We start from the raw sequence: 15474 nt of genomic DNA on the forward strand, positions 1-15474 counted from the left end.
TGTAAATCTAGATGAATTAAAAAGACTTCATGGCTAAATTAGATTTAGAAAGTGGCGTAGTTTTGAGCTTTGGAAGTATCCTAAATATTTCAAAAGCCCTGCCTATGCTAGAATATTCAGATGTTTAACTTTGAACAGAGCATGAAGTCTTGAACAACAAAAAACTAAAAATAGGCATCGTTGTCGGTGAGGTTTCTGGTGATACTTTAGGTGCCAAATTAATCCGCAGTTTTCGTGAGCAAGGAATTGATGCCGAGTTTGAAGGGATTGGTGGTCCTCAAATGATTGCGGAAGGCTTCCAAAGCTACTATCCGATGGATATTTTATCGGTCATGGGGATTGTTGAAGTTTTAAAAGATATTAAAAAATTGTTCGCAGTGCGTGATGGACTGGTTGAACGATGGACTAAACAGCCTGTTGATGTCTTTATTGGTATTGATGCACCAGACTTTAATTTGCGCCTCTCGAAAAGTTTAAAGCAAAAACAGTTACCTATTAAAACCGTGCAATATGTCAGTCCTTCAGTCTGGGCTTGGAGACAGGGGCGCGTCCATGGCATTAAGGCGAGTATTGATTTGGTCCTGTGTTTATTTCCATTCGAAAAAGCATTCTATAAAAAATTCGATGTGCCTGCGGCTTTTGTGGGGCATCCGCTGGCGAGTCAATTGCCGTTAAAAAATGATTTGGTTGCAGCCAAGCAAGAACTTGGGTTAACGACGAATCAAAAACATATTGCTTTATTGCCTGGCAGTCGTCGTGGTGAAGTCGAGCGCTTAGGACCTCTGGTATTACAAGCAGGTGAAATTTTAAGTCAAAAACACCCAGACTATGAGTTTCTTATTCCAGCCATTAATGATGCGCGTAAAAAGCAAATCGAACATTTACTGCAACATTATTCGGATCGTTTCCGCGCGAAAGTTCATTTGCTGGAAAATACTGATACTGAATCGAAAATTGGTCGTCAGGTCATGAATGCCGCCAATATTGTGGCTTTGGCTTCAGGTACGGCAACTTTAGAAGCGATGTTATTGCATCGCCCGATGGTGACCTTCTATAAGCTGAATTCTTTAACTTATTTTATTGCCAAGCTGCTGATCAAGATCCCTTATTACTCTTTACCCAACATTATTGCGGGCAAAAAAGTGATTCAGGAACTGATTCAGAATGATGCGACACCTGAAAATTTAGCCCATGAAATTGAGAAATTGATGAACATTGAAGTATCTCAAATTCAGGTGATGCAGCACATTACCATGCATAAACAGCTTCTTTCTGGCAATAGTGAAGATCCTGTGCAGGCCATTTTAAGTCTGGTGTAATGGGTAGCGTATTTTTCTATTGCATAAATTGTTGTCGATATTGACTCGGTGTCAGGTCAAATTGCTTTTTAAAGGTTTGACTGAACGCCGTTTCAGACGCATAACCCACCAAATGGGCAATCTGCTGAACGGTATATTGTCCTTGCCTTAAATACTGCGATGCAATGCGTAAACGATGTTGCTGCAAATACGCCAGTGGTGGTTCACCCACCATTTGACTAAATAGTTGCGCGAATTTAGAACGAGACATACAGCATTGTTCTGCCAGTGTTTCCACTGTCCATGCATGTTGCGGTTGCCCATGAATGGCAGCTAAGGCATTGGACAATTCAGGATGGGATAGCGCAGATAACCAGTTGTTGCTATCGCCTAATTGCAAAATATAATCACGGACACATTCAATAAAAAAAATACTGACCAGATGATCGAGGATTTTGTCACGTCCAGGTTGGACTTGTAGGGTTTCTACGGCAAGAAACTGCAAACCGATTTGTAGCCATTCAGGAATGGTTTGACCATTCATCTGATGCAAATGAATCGATTGGGGGAGTGCATTTAACAGGGGACGCGCCATGATGCTATCCATATGACAGCGAATGGCCAAGATGACGGTTTGTTTACCTTCACCCGCGCCAAATTCAATACTTTTTTCTCCTGTTTCATCAAAACGATGGGTAATATTTAAGGTGTCGACCAAAGGGCTTGGGGTATTCGCGGCACTGTGACTGCGACCAGAAGGAATTAACACCAGATCTCCTGCACGGACATGTACTTGCGTAGTGGCATCCAGTTGAATCAGCGCATGCCCTGAAACCATCGCATAAGCCACCATGGCACTCTGATCTTCATAATGAAAACACCAGTCGCCGCGTGCTTTTAAATACAGGTATTCTGATTTGTTCAGATGAATATCATCAAAAATTTTACTTAGAGCATCCATGCTTTTTCGTTCTGTCTCATCGGTTGAAATATACAAGTATTCAGAATTTGTAATATGTGTTTATAGGACATTGTTTATCAAATTAAGCCAAAGACGATTACATAGTTTTTATGGACGTTTGCAACTTTCGCTCAAGGGCACTTTCAGAAAATATATACATAACAAGAAAAGAAGGAAAGCTTTGCAAATGAATGCAACAGTAAAATTGACAGAATCAGAACTAATGAATACTCCAGTAAAAACAGGGTTAACTTTAGACAAAAAGCGTTATTTGTGGGCAATTAGCCCAGCTTTACCTGTTATTGGCATGGGAATTTTAGCAGGCTATCAGTTTGCGCCACGACCATTGAAAAAAGCATTTGCACTCGGTGGACCGATATTACTGCACGTGATTATTCCAGCAATTGATGCCCTGATTGGTCATGACCAGAATAATCCGACGGCTGAAGATGTAAAGTTACTGGAGCAAGATCCATACTATGCACGTTTAGTAAAAACCTTTATTCCACTGCAATACGCAGCCAATATTTATGCCTGCTACTTGGTTGGACGACAACAAACTTCTTTGCTCGATAAAGTCCTGTTAGGCATTTCCATGGGGGCTATTAATGGCATTGCGGTAAATACTGCCCATGAGTTAAGTCACAAGTCGAATCGTATCGATCATATCTTGTCGCATTTGGCGCTAGTGCCCACTGGTTATAACCATTTTCGCATTGAGCATCCCTATGGGCATCATAAACGTGCAGCAACCCCAGAAGATCCAGCATCCTCACGAATGGGCGAAACCTTTTATGAATTTTTACCTAGAACGGTGATTGGTTCTTTTAAATCCGCAATTGAAATTGAAAGTAATCGTTTGAAACGTAAAGGTAAAACATTCTGGTCTGTAGATAATGAGTTACTACAAGGCTGGGGTATGAGTGCCACGTTTCATGCCAGCATGATCAAGATGTTTGGTGCGGGCATTACCCCCTATTTACTTACGCAATCTTTATATGGCATTAGCTTGTTCGAGATTATTAACTATATTGAACATTATGGTTTACTACGTCAGAAAGATGAGAATGGCAAGTATGAGCGAACCATGCCCGAGCATAGCTGGAATAACAATAACATTGTGACCAATTTGTTTTTATATCAATTGCAGCGACATTCAGATCATCATGCTTTCCCAACACGACCTTTCCAAGCACTACGACATTTTGATGAAGCGCCCGAGCTACCAAGTGGGTATGCCAGCATGCTTTTACCTGCAATGATTCCGCCGTTATGGTTCAAAATGATGGATAAACGGGTATTTCAACATTATGACGGTGACTTGAATAAAGCTAATATTCACCCTAAACGTAGAGCAAAAATCTTTAAAAAATTTGGTGTACTCGACAAGTTGCTCAGTACATAACAGTTGAATGCAATTATAAAAACATCCCAATAGATGACATCAATTACTCTGAATTGATGTCTTTTTCTTGGTTTTTTAGAGGATTTTCTCCATCCAAATTTCACAGGCATGGCTATGACCTGTGTGACCTTTGGGTTCTGCTAAATATTGAAAGCCTAACTTTTCATAAAGTTTGACCGCCTGCCATAGCGATGCAGTAGTTTCCAAATAACATGAGCGGTAGCCTTGCGCTAAACTGAACGCAAAAGATTGCTCTAAAATTTGTTTGGCAAAGCCTAAACCTCGAATTTCAGGTAGAAAATACATTTTTTGAATTTCGAGAGTTTCTGTATCACCCATAAGCGGTGACAGCCCGCCGCCACCTAAAATTTCACCTTGTTCATTTGCAATAACCCAATAGTGTGCATTTGGTTGATGATAGACCTGAGATAAATTATCTAGGATAGGATCAGCAACGGCAAAGCCAGATTCTGATGCGAGTCCAAACTCTTTAGATACTTCACGGATGATTCGGGCAATTGCAGCATTGTCTTTTTCTTGGAGGGAGCGGATCTGAAACATGAGTAGAACTAAGCTTTTAAACGATGGATTGTTATAGCAAATAATCCATCGTTTGTAAGGCAGTTTTATAAAGGTAATATCATCGTTATTTTAGTTCACTCGAACTTTTGCCTAATTCACGTCGGGCAATAATCAGTTGCTGGATTTGCTGTGTACCTTCAAAAATATCGAGAATTTTAGAATCACGCGCCCATTTTTCTAATAGTTCAGTCTCGTTATAGCCCACCGAAGCTGCTAACTCGACACATTTTAAGGTGATGTCGTTGCCAACGCGTCCAGCTTTAGCTTTGGCAATCGAAGCCTCTTTAGAGTTTGGCTTTTTGTTGTCTGCCATCCATGTTGCTTTTAACATGAGTAACCGCGCGGCTTCCCATTCTGCTTCCATTTTATAAATTTGCGCGGCAAGGTTAGAACACTGTAAATATGGAGTTGCATAGTTTGAATCCAGCTCTAGGTGAAAGATTTCCTTGATACGTTCCAGTGAAGCTTTGGCACAACCTATCGCCATTGCAGCAACCAAGGGGCGTGTATTGTCAAAGGTTTCCATCACGCCCGCAAAGCCTTTGGCAACATCAATCTCTGCATGACCTAACAGGTTTTTCGCAGGAACTCGGCATTGATCAAAACGGATTACCGCTGTATCAGAGGCTTTAATGCCAAGTTTATGCTCTAATCGTTCCACGGTCATACCTGCTGTACCTTTGGGTACGACAAAAGACTTAATTGCAGCTCGACCAAGTTTTTTATCAAGCGTTGCCCAGACCACAACAGAATCTGCACGTTCGCCAGAAGTGACAAAGATTTTTTCACCATTCAGAATATAGTCATCACCATCTTGAGTGGCGGTAGTGCGAATAGCTGCAGAATCCGAGCCACAATTGGGTTCGGTAATTGCCATGGCAGCCCAAGTTCCTTGGAAACGCGCTAATTGTTCATCATTGGCAACTGCTGCAATGGCAGAATTACCCAGCCCTTGGCGTGGCATAGATAGCAGTAGTCCAGTGTCGCCATAACACATTTCCACAATACCTAATGCCGTCGACATATTCACGCCATTTTTATTGTGCTTGTCCTGCGTGCCGCGTTTACCCACCGCAGCACCTGCATTTATGCCTTCACCGCCATCATTCGTGCCATCCAGTAATGAAGCCAGCATGTCCAGTTCTTTCGGATAGGCATGTTCGGCTTTGTCGTATTTACGCGAGATGGGGCGCAGTACATTTAGTGCAACTTCATGGGCTTGATCGAGCAGGATTTTAAATTTTTTAGGATTCTGTAAATTCATGGGAAATAGACCTTTATTTTATTGTTTTAAGCATGTAAGCCTGAATGTAAGATGGCGGTAGCACGCAAATCACGATACCAACGTTCTACGGGATGTTCTTTGGTAAAACCATGACCACCCAGAATTTGCACACCGTCTGTGCCTATTTTCATGGATTTTTCAGCACATAGTAGGCGTGCTAGATAAGCTTCACGGTGAAAGGGTTGACCTGCTTCCGCCAAACTTGCAGCATTCAGTATCAACATCCGCATGGCATCAATTTCTATCGCCATGTCTGCAATCATGAATGCTACGCTTTGACGATGTGAAATCGGTTCACCAAAAGCCGTCCGATCATTGGCATAGCGAATACAATAGGCTTTAACCGCTTCACAGGTGCCTACAGCCATGGCACACCACATAAGATTTCCCAAGTCTAGGAAAGCACTGTAGTTAAAGTCTTCATCGCTTAGACGTTCTGCAGGCGTATTTTGAAATTGTAAAGTCATAGTTTCTGTGGCTTTTAAGCCCATGGCAGGACTTGTTTGCGCTGTAATTGAAGAATCACGTTTAACCACAAATACATCGGGTCGACCTTGAAACTCAGCACTAACCAGAAATAGATCCGCAGTTTCGCCAAGCATCACCAGTGTTTTTTCACCATTTAAAAGGTATAGACCATTTATGAGCTGGGCTTTGGTTTTAAGCTGCATGGGATTAAATGCAGGCGTATTTTCCTGTACCGCAAAACTGGCACGAATATCACTGTCTGCAGCAAAAGCAGATAAATACTGGTCCTGAACTGGCTCGGAACCCCATTGGGTAATGGCATTAATCACACTAAAGGTCGAAAGCATTCCTGCGGTTAGGCTGAAATCACCTTGGGCTAAGTGCTCTGCAATCAAAATATGGCTGATGATGTCTTTTTCACTGGCTACACCGCCAAAAGATTCGGGTAGGGCGTAATAGTTGAGTCCTAGGTCATTTAAGTGTTGCCACAGTGCCTGAGGAAATTGTTCGTCATGATCGGCTTGATGGGCAAGCGGGTAGAGAACTTCGGTTGCAAATTGACGCATGGCATCGCAAGTCATCTGTTGTTCTTCAGTTAAACTCAGATCAAATAATGATTTGCTTTGATTGGGTAAGCGTTGCTTTGGATGTACATCCGTTGCTTTAAACAGTTTTTGGGTTTTATTTAAGGTTTTAAAACTGGTTTTAGAACCCTGATATAAAGATTTTTCCACAAATTTTCTGAGCTTGAGCTGATCAAGCACATCGCTGCCTGCAATTTTTGTAATCAGTGATAAGCCTAGTCCTTGTGCCTTATTGACCATATTTGTCATTATTTTCGTTCCATATGAGCTTTATTGCTATTTTTATGCTGACATGGCGCAATCTAAAAAACTATGTCATTGTTGACATGTTGAATTGTCAAAGATAAACGGTAATTGGTGTGGTAAAATTGTAATAATTATTTAATTTATATAAATATTTTAAAATTGGATTTTAGTAAAAAAGATAGGGAATTGACTAGAATGACAATTGTGCCATTCTAGTCTGAGTCATTTAAATGAAAGTTTTAATCATGTCACGGACATTGGTTTTAGCGTCAATCACGGTCATGAAGGTATAGGCACCAATAAATTTACGACTAATAAACATAAATTCTTTAGGCGGTACACTGAAATAACGTGAAGCCATTGATTTAGACGCTTGCTGCATGACGCGACTATGTAATTGGCTTTTTTTCCAGTCATAGCGGTATTGCTCGTCCATGACGCCAGCAGGCAATTCTTTGTTGTTCGCAGGACAGCTAAATGCTTCAGTTGCCAGTAAAAAGACTTTAGCCATATCAGGTTTGATACTTTGCGGAATAGAGTCGAAGAATTCATAACCAGTCATGGCATTAACCATGGACTGCGGATCATGCTGATAGCCTGCATGAATGAGATTTCGTGCCACTTTTAACAGGTGCTGGTCAAATTGACGAATTGCACCGAAGTCTAGCAGTACGATTTGATCAGGTTGCTGCTCACCATCACCCAAACGAACCAAGTAGTTACCAAAGTTCGGATCTGTCTGCATTTCGCCCCATTCAAAAATCTCACGAACGGCAATTTCTAAAGAGGCTTCACCCAGCAGATTACGACGGGTTTGTGGTAAAGAAAGCATGACTGGGCTGTTAATTGGCACACCACGTTCGAAGGTCATGCAAAGAATCTGGTCGGTACAGAACTCATCTACAATTTCTGGCACGATATAACGTGGGTCATCTTTTAAACGCTCAGCAAAACGACGCGTAGTTGCAGCTTCAATGTCATAATTCACTTCACGGTGCATCATGTCGCGAACTTCTTCAAACCACTGATCAAATTCACGGGTTTGCGGGACCATACGCGTCAGTTTTAGCATGTTTTTAAACAGGCTCATGTCTGAGTCAATCGCATCTGCAACGCCAGGGTATTGAATTTTCAGGACCAGTTCTAAACCATCAGACTTACGTGTAGCGCGGTGCACTTGCGCGAGGGAAGCCGTGCCTAAAGGCTCATGATCAATGGTCAGTTCATGCAGCTTATCGCCCAACTGTTGTTCTAGGTGCTGCTTAATTGCAGGCCAAGCCAGTGCAACAGTTTGGTTGTTTAAAGTATTGAGTGCTTGGGTAATTTCCTCAGGGAGAAAATGTTCGCCATACAGCGCCATCATTTGCCCAATTTTCACAATTGAGCCTTTGAGCTTGCCAATCTCGGCCACAAGATAGTTGGCCTGTTCTTTCATGGCTTGCTTACGTTTTTTTTCTTTTTCAGCTTCGCTAGAAAACATTGACGTCGCATTGGAGGCTGCCCAACGTGTACCAGCCAGTAAGGATGCTTTAGCGATAGATAAGCGACGATCCATAGAGGAGGTTTTAAGTTGTTTGAGCTTATCGTTCTGATCTGACATTCAATGCAATCCTTAATCAGCAATTCACAGAAAAGTTAATTGTAACGGATATTAACGTGTCTTCACGTATTAAAAAAGTTTAACTTGCTGAATGACACCGTTTTTTTGGTTCTACATGAAAATTATGTACAAATCAGAAGATGCGGTTTACATATGAAATTTAATTTTCAGAGTTTCCTTGTTGGACAGTTGTACTTTATGGCTTTGTATGTAGTCCGTAATCATGGCGTGGACACTGCTATGGCTAAAGCCGTGTGCATAACCTTTGACAATGACAATACTAGGCAAACAAAAAAATAAATATTTTGCGTCGTCTAGGGTCGGGTTGCTGTAGATGTGTTGTTCAGATAATTGCTGTATTAAAAATAACTTTTCGGATTGAATCTCTGAAGATTCGTTATTCCAATAATTCTGGCGCATAGCCATCAGGTTGTTATGTTTGTAACTCATAGCGAGAAGAAGAGTAAATAATGCCTTATATATAAGATGCGAACATGTCAGTTTCAAGTTGCTTTTTTAGAGAATGGTGGATGTTTTGTATCTATATATTTGAGTTTGGTCTATCTAGATCTAATCCGTTGAGTGGAATGCGGACCAGAAAATTTGTATTCAATTGCATGTGACTGAAAAATGGAATGAAATACAGGAGAAACAAAGTTAAGCATTATAAAATCAGGCAAAACAAGGTATCATAAGCCGTTTTTATGATTCTGAACTTTGGAGACGCCTTAAGTGGATCGACCGACTATTAGCCCTGAACATTTACAGGAAGCCGCTGAAACGCTTACCACGATCCGTGATTTTATCCGTTTTGGGGTGACAGCATTACGTCAATACGATGCACATTTAGGTCAAGGTACAGAAGACTTTTTTGCTGAAAGTTCAGCGTTGGTGTTACAGACTTTGTCATTGGACTGGAATGCAGACTCAGAAATTCTAGATGCAAAATTATTGGCCAGTGAAAAAGCTGAATTTCTTCAGTTGCTTGAACGCCGTATCAATGAAAAAGTTCCAACCTCATATCTATTGAACTTGGCCTACTTCTTTAATAAGCCATTTTATGTCGATGAGCGTGTACTTATTCCACGTTCGCCAATTGCTGAATTGATTGAAAACCGTTTTGCACCGTACTGTTTAGATGAAAATGGTGAAATGCGTGCAGCGGACAATAATCTTCCTGCTAATACACAGCCTAAAACACCGCAACGTATTTTAGATATGTGTACGGGTTCAGGTTGTATCGCAATTGCGTTGGCTTATGCATTCCCAGATTCGGAAGTAGATGCTACCGATATTTCAAAAGAAGCATTAGAAGTTGCTTCAATTAATGCTGAACATCACGATAAGCAATATCAAGTTGCCTTGTTAGAGTCAGATTTATTCTCAAAAATTCCAGCTGAAAACCAGTACGACTTAATCGTATCCAATCCGCCGTATGTCGATGCGGAAGATATGGCTGACTTGCCAGATGAATTCCGTCATGAGCCAGAATTGGCGTTGGCTGCGGGTCAAGATGGTTTAGATTTAGTTCGTAAAATGCTGGCTCAGGCGGCAGACTACTTAACTGAAGATGGTTTGATTGTCATTGAAGTGGGTAATTCTGAATGGGCAATGAAACAAAACTTTAATACCATTGATTTCCACTGGTTGAAATTCCAAAAAGGTGGTTCAGGCATCTTTGCTTTAACAGCTGCACAATGCCGTCAATTCCGTGATTTATTCATTCAATCTGTTCAAGCATAAGGAGTCGTGAACATGGCAGGTAATAGTATTGGACAACTCTTCCGTGTAACGACCTGTGGTGAATCTCATGGTGTAGGCTTGATGGCGATTGTGGATGGTGTACCGTCAGGACTTGAGCTTTCAGCAGAAGATTTACAAAAAGATTTAGATCGCCGTAAACCTGGGACTTCAAAGTTCGCAACCCAGCGTAAAGAACCAGATGAAGTTGAAATTATTTCAGGGGTTTTTGAAGGCAAAACTACGGGTACGCCAATCGGTTTGTTAATTCGCAATACAGACCAAAAATCGAAGGATTATGGCAATATTGCGCAGACTTTCCGTCCGGGTCATGCGGATTATACCTACACACAAAAGTATGGCTTCCGTGACTATCGTGGTGGCGGGCGTTCAAGTGCGCGTGAAACCGCAATGCGTGTAGCTGCAGGTGCCATTGCAAAGAAATATCTAGCGGAAAAATTCGGTATTTTGATTCGTGGTCACGTCACCCAAATTGGTACTGAAAAAGCAGAAAAGTTAGATTGGAATGAAGTTCCGAATAACCCATTTTTCTGTGGGGATGTCGATGCAGTGCCACGTTTTGAAGCCTTAGTTACTTCATTGCGTGAACAAGGTACCAGTTGCGGTGCTAAATTGGAAATTTTGGCTGAGAACGTGCCAGTAGGTTGGGGCGAGCCAGTTTTTGACCGTTTAGATGCCGACATTGCACATGCCATGATGTCCATTAATGCCGTAAAAGGCGTAGAAATTGGCGATGGTTTTGCAGTTGCGGAACAGTTCGGTCATGAAACGCGTGATGAGTTGACTACGGATGGTTTCTTGGCAAATCATGCTGGTGGTATTTTAGGTGGTATTTCTAGTGGTCAAACCATTCGTGTTGCTATTGCACTCAAACCGACTGCAAGTATTACGACACCAGGTAAGACCATTAATATCGATCGTGAAAACACAGATGTACTGACCAAAGGTCGTCATGATCCATGTGTTGGTGTACGCGCTACACCAATTGCAGAGGCGATGTTTGCAATTGTGTTGATGGATCATTTTATGCGTCATCGTGCACAAAATGCCGATGTGATCGCGCCATTTGCACCGATTGAACCAAAATAAGATTGAAAAAAACCAGTTCTGAAGAGCTGGTTTTTTATTGGCTTATTAAAATAGCCTAAGCAGAGTCGTTATTATCATTTTTAATTTTAAGTGACTACATTCATTCAAAATAATATTTGTCGAATAAAATTGAGCAGACTCATTTTAATAAAATAGAAATATAACAGAGGGTATGCATGACATCAGAATTGACTTTCCGTAAAGCATCAATAGATGATATTTCACAATTACTGGATTTAATTAATCGGGCTTATCGTGAACAAATAGCTCGAAGCTGGACCAATGAGGCTGCGCTTGTTGCAGGCTTAAGAATTGATGAACAGCAATTGCGACAGGCATTCGCGAATCAAGACTTCCATATGTATGTTGCCGAAATGAATAATGAACACTCAAGCTCAGCAATCGTGGCGTGTATCGGTTTGAGTTTTAATCTTAATGAAGTTGAAATTGGAACTTTTAGTGTAGACCCGAGTTTGCAAAATACGGGAATTGGTAAAACCATACTTTCTTTTGCAGAAGAACAGGCACTTTTGATTCAGCCGAATCTTGAAGCATATGTCATGTATGTATTGGATGTACGCACTGAGTTAGTTGCCTTTTATCAGCGTCGGGGTTATCAGCTCACTGAACTTAAAATTCCATATCCTATAGAAGCGAATGTGGGTCAGCCATTAAGACTGATCGAGTTACAACACATGCTTAAAACCATTCGATAAGCAATGATATTAAAAAAGCCCTCATCAAGAGGGCTTTTTAGTTAGGCGAGGAACCAAGTGTAATATCCCCATAGCATCAGGGGCCAAGCAATGAAAGGGCTGAATAGCCACTTCCAGAGCCAGAAGCGTGGAATAAAGCCGACGCCATAAATAAAACCGCCTGAGATGCCAATCATGATAAACATCATGGCACGGTGACTATACTCACCGTTGGCATCCAGCATTGCACTTGGATGAACCAGCAAAACTGCAGCCAGAGGCAATGCCAACAAAAAGGACACTGCCATGACCAGTTTATTTGGTTTTTTCGGCTGTTCTGTTGTCATTGCTACTTCTGTCATGGTTTATTCCTCATCTAAATCTTGATGATGTTCGATATACAGGGCACTGAGTACACCAGCAAAGCATGCCATCAAAATACCGAGAATCCATGCAAAATACCACATAATTTATTCTCCTAAGCATTGCCTTAGTAAAGGCTATGTGAATTCTCTTGAATATGTTTCTTGGTAATAACGCCCCACATCTTGTAGTAACACCAAGTGGTATAACCCAAGATAATTGGTACAAAAATACATGCAGCAACAGTCATTACAGTCAGTGTAGTTTGGCTAGATACCGCATCCCACATGGTTAAGCTTGCAACAGGGTTGATGCTTGAAGGCATAAGGAATGGGAATAACGCGAAACCAGCAGTTAAGATTGCACCAATAATTGAGCAAGAAGTTCCAAGGAATGATAAGCCTGCTTTATTTTGACCTGCAGCGAGAATCACAATCAGAGCACCTAAAATCGCAAGAACTGGCGCAACAATTGTAATTGGATAAGTGCTGTAGTTATTCATCCAACCAGGGTTAGCATTGGTCAGTACTTCTTTTGCTAAAGGATTGGCTACACCGTTGGTATCAAACGGAGTTACTAAGGTATAACCCTGAATACCACCGAAGTATAACCATGCACCTGCTGCTAGGAAGCAGACGAGGAATACAATGCCCATTAACTGTGTTGCTTTCGCAGAACGCTTTCTTAAATCACCATCAGTACGAAGCATGAGCCATGCACCGCCATGGGCACAAAGCATGGATAAACTTACAATACCGCACACTAAAGCAAATGGGTTAAGTAGGGCAAAGAAGCTGCCTGTATAAGTTGAACGAACAGTTTCATCTAAAGTAAACGGTACGCCCAAGAACATATTGCCAAAAGCCACACCGAAGACCAACGCAGGGACGGCACCACCGACACATAGACCCCAGTCCCAAGACGTACGCCATTTGGTGTTTTCTAGTTTAGATCGGTAGTCGAAGCCTACTGGTCGTAAGAATAAGGCAAATAAGACCAGTAACAGCGCCCAGTACATCCCTGAGAAGGCGGTTGCATAAACCATTGGCCATGCAGCAAATAATGCACCACCAGCGGTAATAAACCAGACTTGGTTACCATCCCAGTGCGGAGCAATCGTATTGATTGCTGCGCGACGTTCTTCATCATTCTTGCCTACGAATGGCATGATTGCCATTGAGCCCATATCGAAACCATCGGTGAGGGCAAAGCCAATCAGTAAGACACCAACCAACACCCACCAAATAATTTTGAGAAGTTCATATTCGATCATGATTGAGCCTCCCCAACAGAGTTATCTTGAGCAGCATTTTTTTCGAAGTGATATTTGCCAGTATGGAGTGCACTTGGACCAAGGCGAGAGAACTTAATCATCAAGTACATTTCAATAATCAGAAGTACGGTGTAGAACACGGCCAATGCTGTGATAGAACCCCAAATGTCAGCAGTTGAAAGTGTAGAAGCAGACAAGTGAGTTGGTAATACTTCGCCAATTGTCCAAGGTTGACGTCCTACTTCAGCTACATACCAGCCTGTTTGTGCTGCAATCCAAGGAAGCGGTAAAGCAAATAATGCGAATTTAAGTAACCAAGGTTTGTTTTCAGCATTACGTTTAGCCACAGCAAACGTTGCCAAAACGAACAGCAATAACATTAAGAAACCAGAAGCCACCATTGCACGGAATGCCCAGAATAAACTTGGTACATGCGGAATAGTGTCTAAAGCTGCAGATTTGATTTGATCTTCAGAAGCATCTACAACGTTTGGTGTGTATTTTTTCAAGAGTAGACCGTAGCCTAAATCTTTTTGCGTATGTTCAAAAGCTGCTTTCAGTTCAGGAGATGTGTCACCTGCACGAAGTTTCTCAAGTTGAGAGTATGCAACCATACCATTACGAATACGTTCTTCATGTTGAACTAAAAGGTCTTTAATACCTGTTACTTCTTTCGTTGTAGAACGTGTTGCAATGATCCCCATGACATATGGAACTTTAATTGCATAGTCAGTGGTCATGGTTTCTTTGTTTGGAATACCGAACAAAGTAAATGGTGCTGGTGCAGGGTGTGTATCCCATTCTGCTTCAATTGCAGCAAGTTTGGTTTTTTGAACATCACCTAACTCGTAGCCAGATTCATCACCGAGTAAAATAACAGAGAGTGTTGATGCCAAGCCGAAGATTGCAGCAATGGCAAAAGAACGGCGAGCAAATGGCACATCACGTTTTTTCAGTAGGTAATAACTCGAGATGGCTAATACAAAGATAGCGCCAGTCACATAACCTGCAGAAACGGTGTGTACAAATTTAACTTGGGCAACAGGGTTGAAAATCAACGCGCCGAAATCTACCAATTCCATACGCATGGTTTCGTAGTTAAATTTGGAACCGACAGGATTTTGCATCCAGCCGTTTGCAACTAGAATCCAGAGGGCGGACATATTTGAACCCAGTGCAACCAGCCATGTCACAGCTAAATGTTGTACTTTGGAGAGTCTGTCCCAGCCGAAAAAGAATAAACCAATAAAGGTTGATTCAAGGAAGAAAGCCATTAAGCCTTCAATCGCCAGTGGTGCACCAAAAATATCACCCACATAGTGCGAATAGTATGCCCAGTTTGTACCGAACTGGAATTCCATGGTCAAACCAGTAGTCACCCCGAGTGCGAAGTTAATACCGAAGAGTTTCCCCCAGAATTTAGTCATGTCTTTATAAATTTCTTTGCCAGAAATGACGTACGTCGTTTCCATAATGGCAAGAATAAAAGCCAGACCAAGAGTAAGTGGAACAAAAATAAAGTGATACATCGCGGTCATTGCAAATTGGAACCGCGAAAGATCGACCACGCTTTCAGAAATCATCAACGTGTCTCCTTGATTTGGGAAGGACTGCCAGCAATACGCTCAGCAACTTGATTGTCAAAGTTTTTGGGAATAGTCGGTGCATCAAACCAGATATGTTTAATCGTGAGTAAGATAACGACCTTAATTATTAATATGATCGTTATTTCACGAACTAGACGTTGGTTAAAATCTTTTGGAACTAAGCTCATACGAATAAGCCTGTTTTTGAAACTTACTGTGTATTATTAAACAAATTTATACAAAAAATAAATAGGGAATACACTTAAAATAAAAATATA

General features: G+C 41.5%; 16 protein-coding genes. 5 read left to right on the plus strand and 11 right to left on the minus strand.

Annotation, left to right across the window (positions count from 1 at the left end):
- Nucleotides 1-149 precede the first annotated feature (149 nt).
- On the plus strand, nt 150-1319 hold the full coding sequence (lpxB, locus tag ACWQ4X_RS10420; protein ID WP_457903593.1) for a lipid-A-disaccharide synthase: 1170 nt from the start codon (nt 150-152) through the stop codon (nt 1317-1319).
- A 16-nt stretch (nt 1320-1335) separates the two neighbouring features.
- Here the strand turns inward: lpxB and ACWQ4X_RS10425 are convergent, their stop codons facing one another.
- A complete protein-coding gene (locus ACWQ4X_RS10425) occupies nt 1336-2259 on the minus strand; it encodes an AraC family transcriptional regulator (protein ID WP_457903594.1) in 924 nt (307 codons plus the stop codon).
- A gap of 187 nt (nt 2260-2446) precedes the next feature.
- Here ACWQ4X_RS10425 and ACWQ4X_RS10430 point away from each other — a divergent pair, with 187 nt between their 5' ends.
- Complete coding sequence (locus ACWQ4X_RS10430) at nt 2447-3664, plus strand: alkane 1-monooxygenase (RefSeq protein WP_457903595.1); 1218 nt, start codon at nt 2447-2449, stop codon at nt 3662-3664.
- Between the two features lie 75 nt (nt 3665-3739).
- Here the strand turns inward: ACWQ4X_RS10430 and ACWQ4X_RS10435 are convergent, their stop codons facing one another.
- From ACWQ4X_RS10435 to ACWQ4X_RS10455, 5 genes are all read right to left on the minus strand, one after another.
- Nucleotides 3740-4225, minus strand: a complete 486-nt coding sequence (locus tag ACWQ4X_RS10435) for a GNAT family N-acetyltransferase (RefSeq protein ID WP_457903596.1) — start codon at nt 4223-4225, stop codon at nt 3740-3742.
- 85 nt (nt 4226-4310) lie between these two features.
- Nucleotides 4311-5510 carry an acyl-CoA dehydrogenase family protein gene (locus ACWQ4X_RS10440; RefSeq protein ID WP_457903597.1) on the minus strand — a complete coding sequence of 400 codons (1200 nt, stop codon included), beginning with the start codon at nt 5508-5510 and terminating at the stop codon, nt 4311-4313.
- Nucleotides 5511-5536: 26 nt separating this feature from the next.
- The gene (locus ACWQ4X_RS10445) at nt 5537-6823 is read right to left on the minus strand and encodes an acyl-CoA dehydrogenase family protein (protein WP_457903631.1); all 1287 of its coding nucleotides are present in this window, start codon (nt 6821-6823) and stop codon (nt 5537-5539) included.
- Between the two features lie 232 nt (nt 6824-7055).
- The gene (locus ACWQ4X_RS10450) at nt 7056-8429 is read right to left on the minus strand and encodes an ABC1 kinase family protein (protein ID WP_100240698.1); all 1374 of its coding nucleotides are present in this window, start codon (nt 8427-8429) and stop codon (nt 7056-7058) included.
- Nucleotides 8430-8576: 147 nt separating this feature from the next.
- Entirely contained in the window at nt 8577-8879 is a 303-nt protein-coding gene (locus ACWQ4X_RS10455; RefSeq protein WP_142768847.1) for a hypothetical protein, read from the minus strand.
- Between the two features lie 282 nt (nt 8880-9161).
- Between ACWQ4X_RS10455 and prmB the strand changes: the two genes are divergently transcribed.
- From prmB to ACWQ4X_RS10470, 3 genes are all read left to right on the plus strand, one after another.
- A complete protein-coding gene (gene prmB / locus ACWQ4X_RS10460; protein ID WP_457903598.1) occupies nt 9162-10172 on the plus strand; it encodes a 50S ribosomal protein L3 N(5)-glutamine methyltransferase in 1011 nt (336 codons plus the stop codon).
- A gap of 12 nt (nt 10173-10184) precedes the next feature.
- On the plus strand, nt 10185-11279 hold the full coding sequence (gene aroC / locus ACWQ4X_RS10465) for a chorismate synthase (protein WP_457903599.1): 1095 nt from the start codon (nt 10185-10187) through the stop codon (nt 11277-11279).
- A gap of 176 nt (nt 11280-11455) precedes the next feature.
- Nucleotides 11456-11995: a GNAT family N-acetyltransferase gene (locus tag ACWQ4X_RS10470; RefSeq protein WP_457903600.1), complete on the plus strand. Its 540-nt coding sequence runs from the start codon at nt 11456-11458 to the stop codon at nt 11993-11995.
- A gap of 41 nt (nt 11996-12036) precedes the next feature.
- Here the strand turns inward: ACWQ4X_RS10470 and ACWQ4X_RS10475 are convergent, their stop codons facing one another.
- From ACWQ4X_RS10475 to cydP, 5 genes are read right to left on the minus strand one after another with little or no spacing between them, the layout of a single operon-like run.
- Complete coding sequence (locus ACWQ4X_RS10475; protein ID WP_100240703.1) at nt 12037-12336, minus strand: cyd operon YbgE family protein; 300 nt, start codon at nt 12334-12336, stop codon at nt 12037-12039.
- Between the two features lie 3 nt (nt 12337-12339).
- Entirely contained in the window at nt 12340-12441 is a 102-nt protein-coding gene (cydX, locus tag ACWQ4X_RS10480) for a cytochrome bd-I oxidase subunit CydX (RefSeq protein WP_002120988.1), read from the minus strand.
- 23 nt (nt 12442-12464) lie between these two features.
- On the minus strand, nt 12465-13610 hold the full coding sequence (gene cydB / locus ACWQ4X_RS10485; RefSeq protein ID WP_100240704.1) for a cytochrome d ubiquinol oxidase subunit II: 1146 nt from the start codon (nt 13608-13610) through the stop codon (nt 12465-12467).
- The gene (locus ACWQ4X_RS10490; protein WP_100240705.1) at nt 13607-15193 is read right to left on the minus strand and encodes a cytochrome ubiquinol oxidase subunit I; all 1587 of its coding nucleotides are present in this window, start codon (nt 15191-15193) and stop codon (nt 13607-13609) included. The genes cydB and ACWQ4X_RS10490 overlap by 4 nt, the downstream gene beginning before the upstream one ends.
- On the minus strand, nt 15193-15384 hold the full coding sequence (cydP, locus tag ACWQ4X_RS10495; RefSeq protein WP_016167794.1) for a cytochrome oxidase putative small subunit CydP: 192 nt from the start codon (nt 15382-15384) through the stop codon (nt 15193-15195). Before cydP ends, ACWQ4X_RS10490 begins: the two co-directional genes overlap by 1 nt.
- Nucleotides 15385-15474 lie beyond the last annotated feature (90 nt).

The sequence above is a fragment of the Acinetobacter sp. NigerLNRRAM0016 genome, from assembly GCF_054112845.1.

Excerpts from the sequence above, each read along its gene's own strand:
- ACWQ4X_RS10425 (WP_457903594.1), bottom strand. The coding sequence starts at position 2,259 with ATGGATGCTCTAAGTAAAATTTTTGATGATATTCATCTGAACAAATCA.
- ACWQ4X_RS10430 (WP_457903595.1), top strand. The coding sequence starts at position 2,447 with ATGAATGCAACAGTAAAATTGACAGAATCAGAACTAATGAATACTCCA.
- ACWQ4X_RS10435 (WP_457903596.1), bottom strand. The coding sequence starts at position 4,225 with ATGTTTCAGATCCGCTCCCTCCAAGAAAAAGACAATGCTGCAATTGCC.
- ACWQ4X_RS10440 (WP_457903597.1), bottom strand. The coding sequence starts at position 5,510 with ATGAATTTACAGAATCCTAAAAAATTTAAAATCCTGCTCGATCAAGCC.
- ACWQ4X_RS10445 (WP_457903631.1), bottom strand. The coding sequence starts at position 6,823 with ATGGTCAATAAGGCACAAGGACTAGGCTTATCACTGATTACAAAAATT.
- ACWQ4X_RS10450 (WP_100240698.1), bottom strand. The coding sequence starts at position 8,429 with ATGTCAGATCAGAACGATAAGCTCAAACAACTTAAAACCTCCTCTATG.
- ACWQ4X_RS10455 (WP_142768847.1), bottom strand. The coding sequence starts at position 8,879 with ATGAGTTACAAACATAACAACCTGATGGCTATGCGCCAGAATTATTGG.
- aroC (WP_457903599.1), top strand. The coding sequence starts at position 10,185 with ATGGCAGGTAATAGTATTGGACAACTCTTCCGTGTAACGACCTGTGGT.
- ACWQ4X_RS10470 (WP_457903600.1), top strand. The coding sequence starts at position 11,456 with ATGACATCAGAATTGACTTTCCGTAAAGCATCAATAGATGATATTTCA.
- ACWQ4X_RS10475 (WP_100240703.1), bottom strand. The coding sequence starts at position 12,336 with ATGACAGAAGTAGCAATGACAACAGAACAGCCGAAAAAACCAAATAAA.
- cydX (WP_002120988.1), bottom strand. The coding sequence starts at position 12,441 with ATGTGGTATTTTGCATGGATTCTCGGTATTTTGATGGCATGCTTTGCT.
- cydB (WP_100240704.1), bottom strand. The coding sequence starts at position 13,610 with ATGATCGAATATGAACTTCTCAAAATTATTTGGTGGGTGTTGGTTGGT.
- ACWQ4X_RS10490 (WP_100240705.1), bottom strand. The coding sequence starts at position 15,193 with ATGATTTCTGAAAGCGTGGTCGATCTTTCGCGGTTCCAATTTGCAATG.
- cydP (WP_016167794.1), bottom strand. The coding sequence starts at position 15,384 with ATGAGCTTAGTTCCAAAAGATTTTAACCAACGTCTAGTTCGTGAAATA.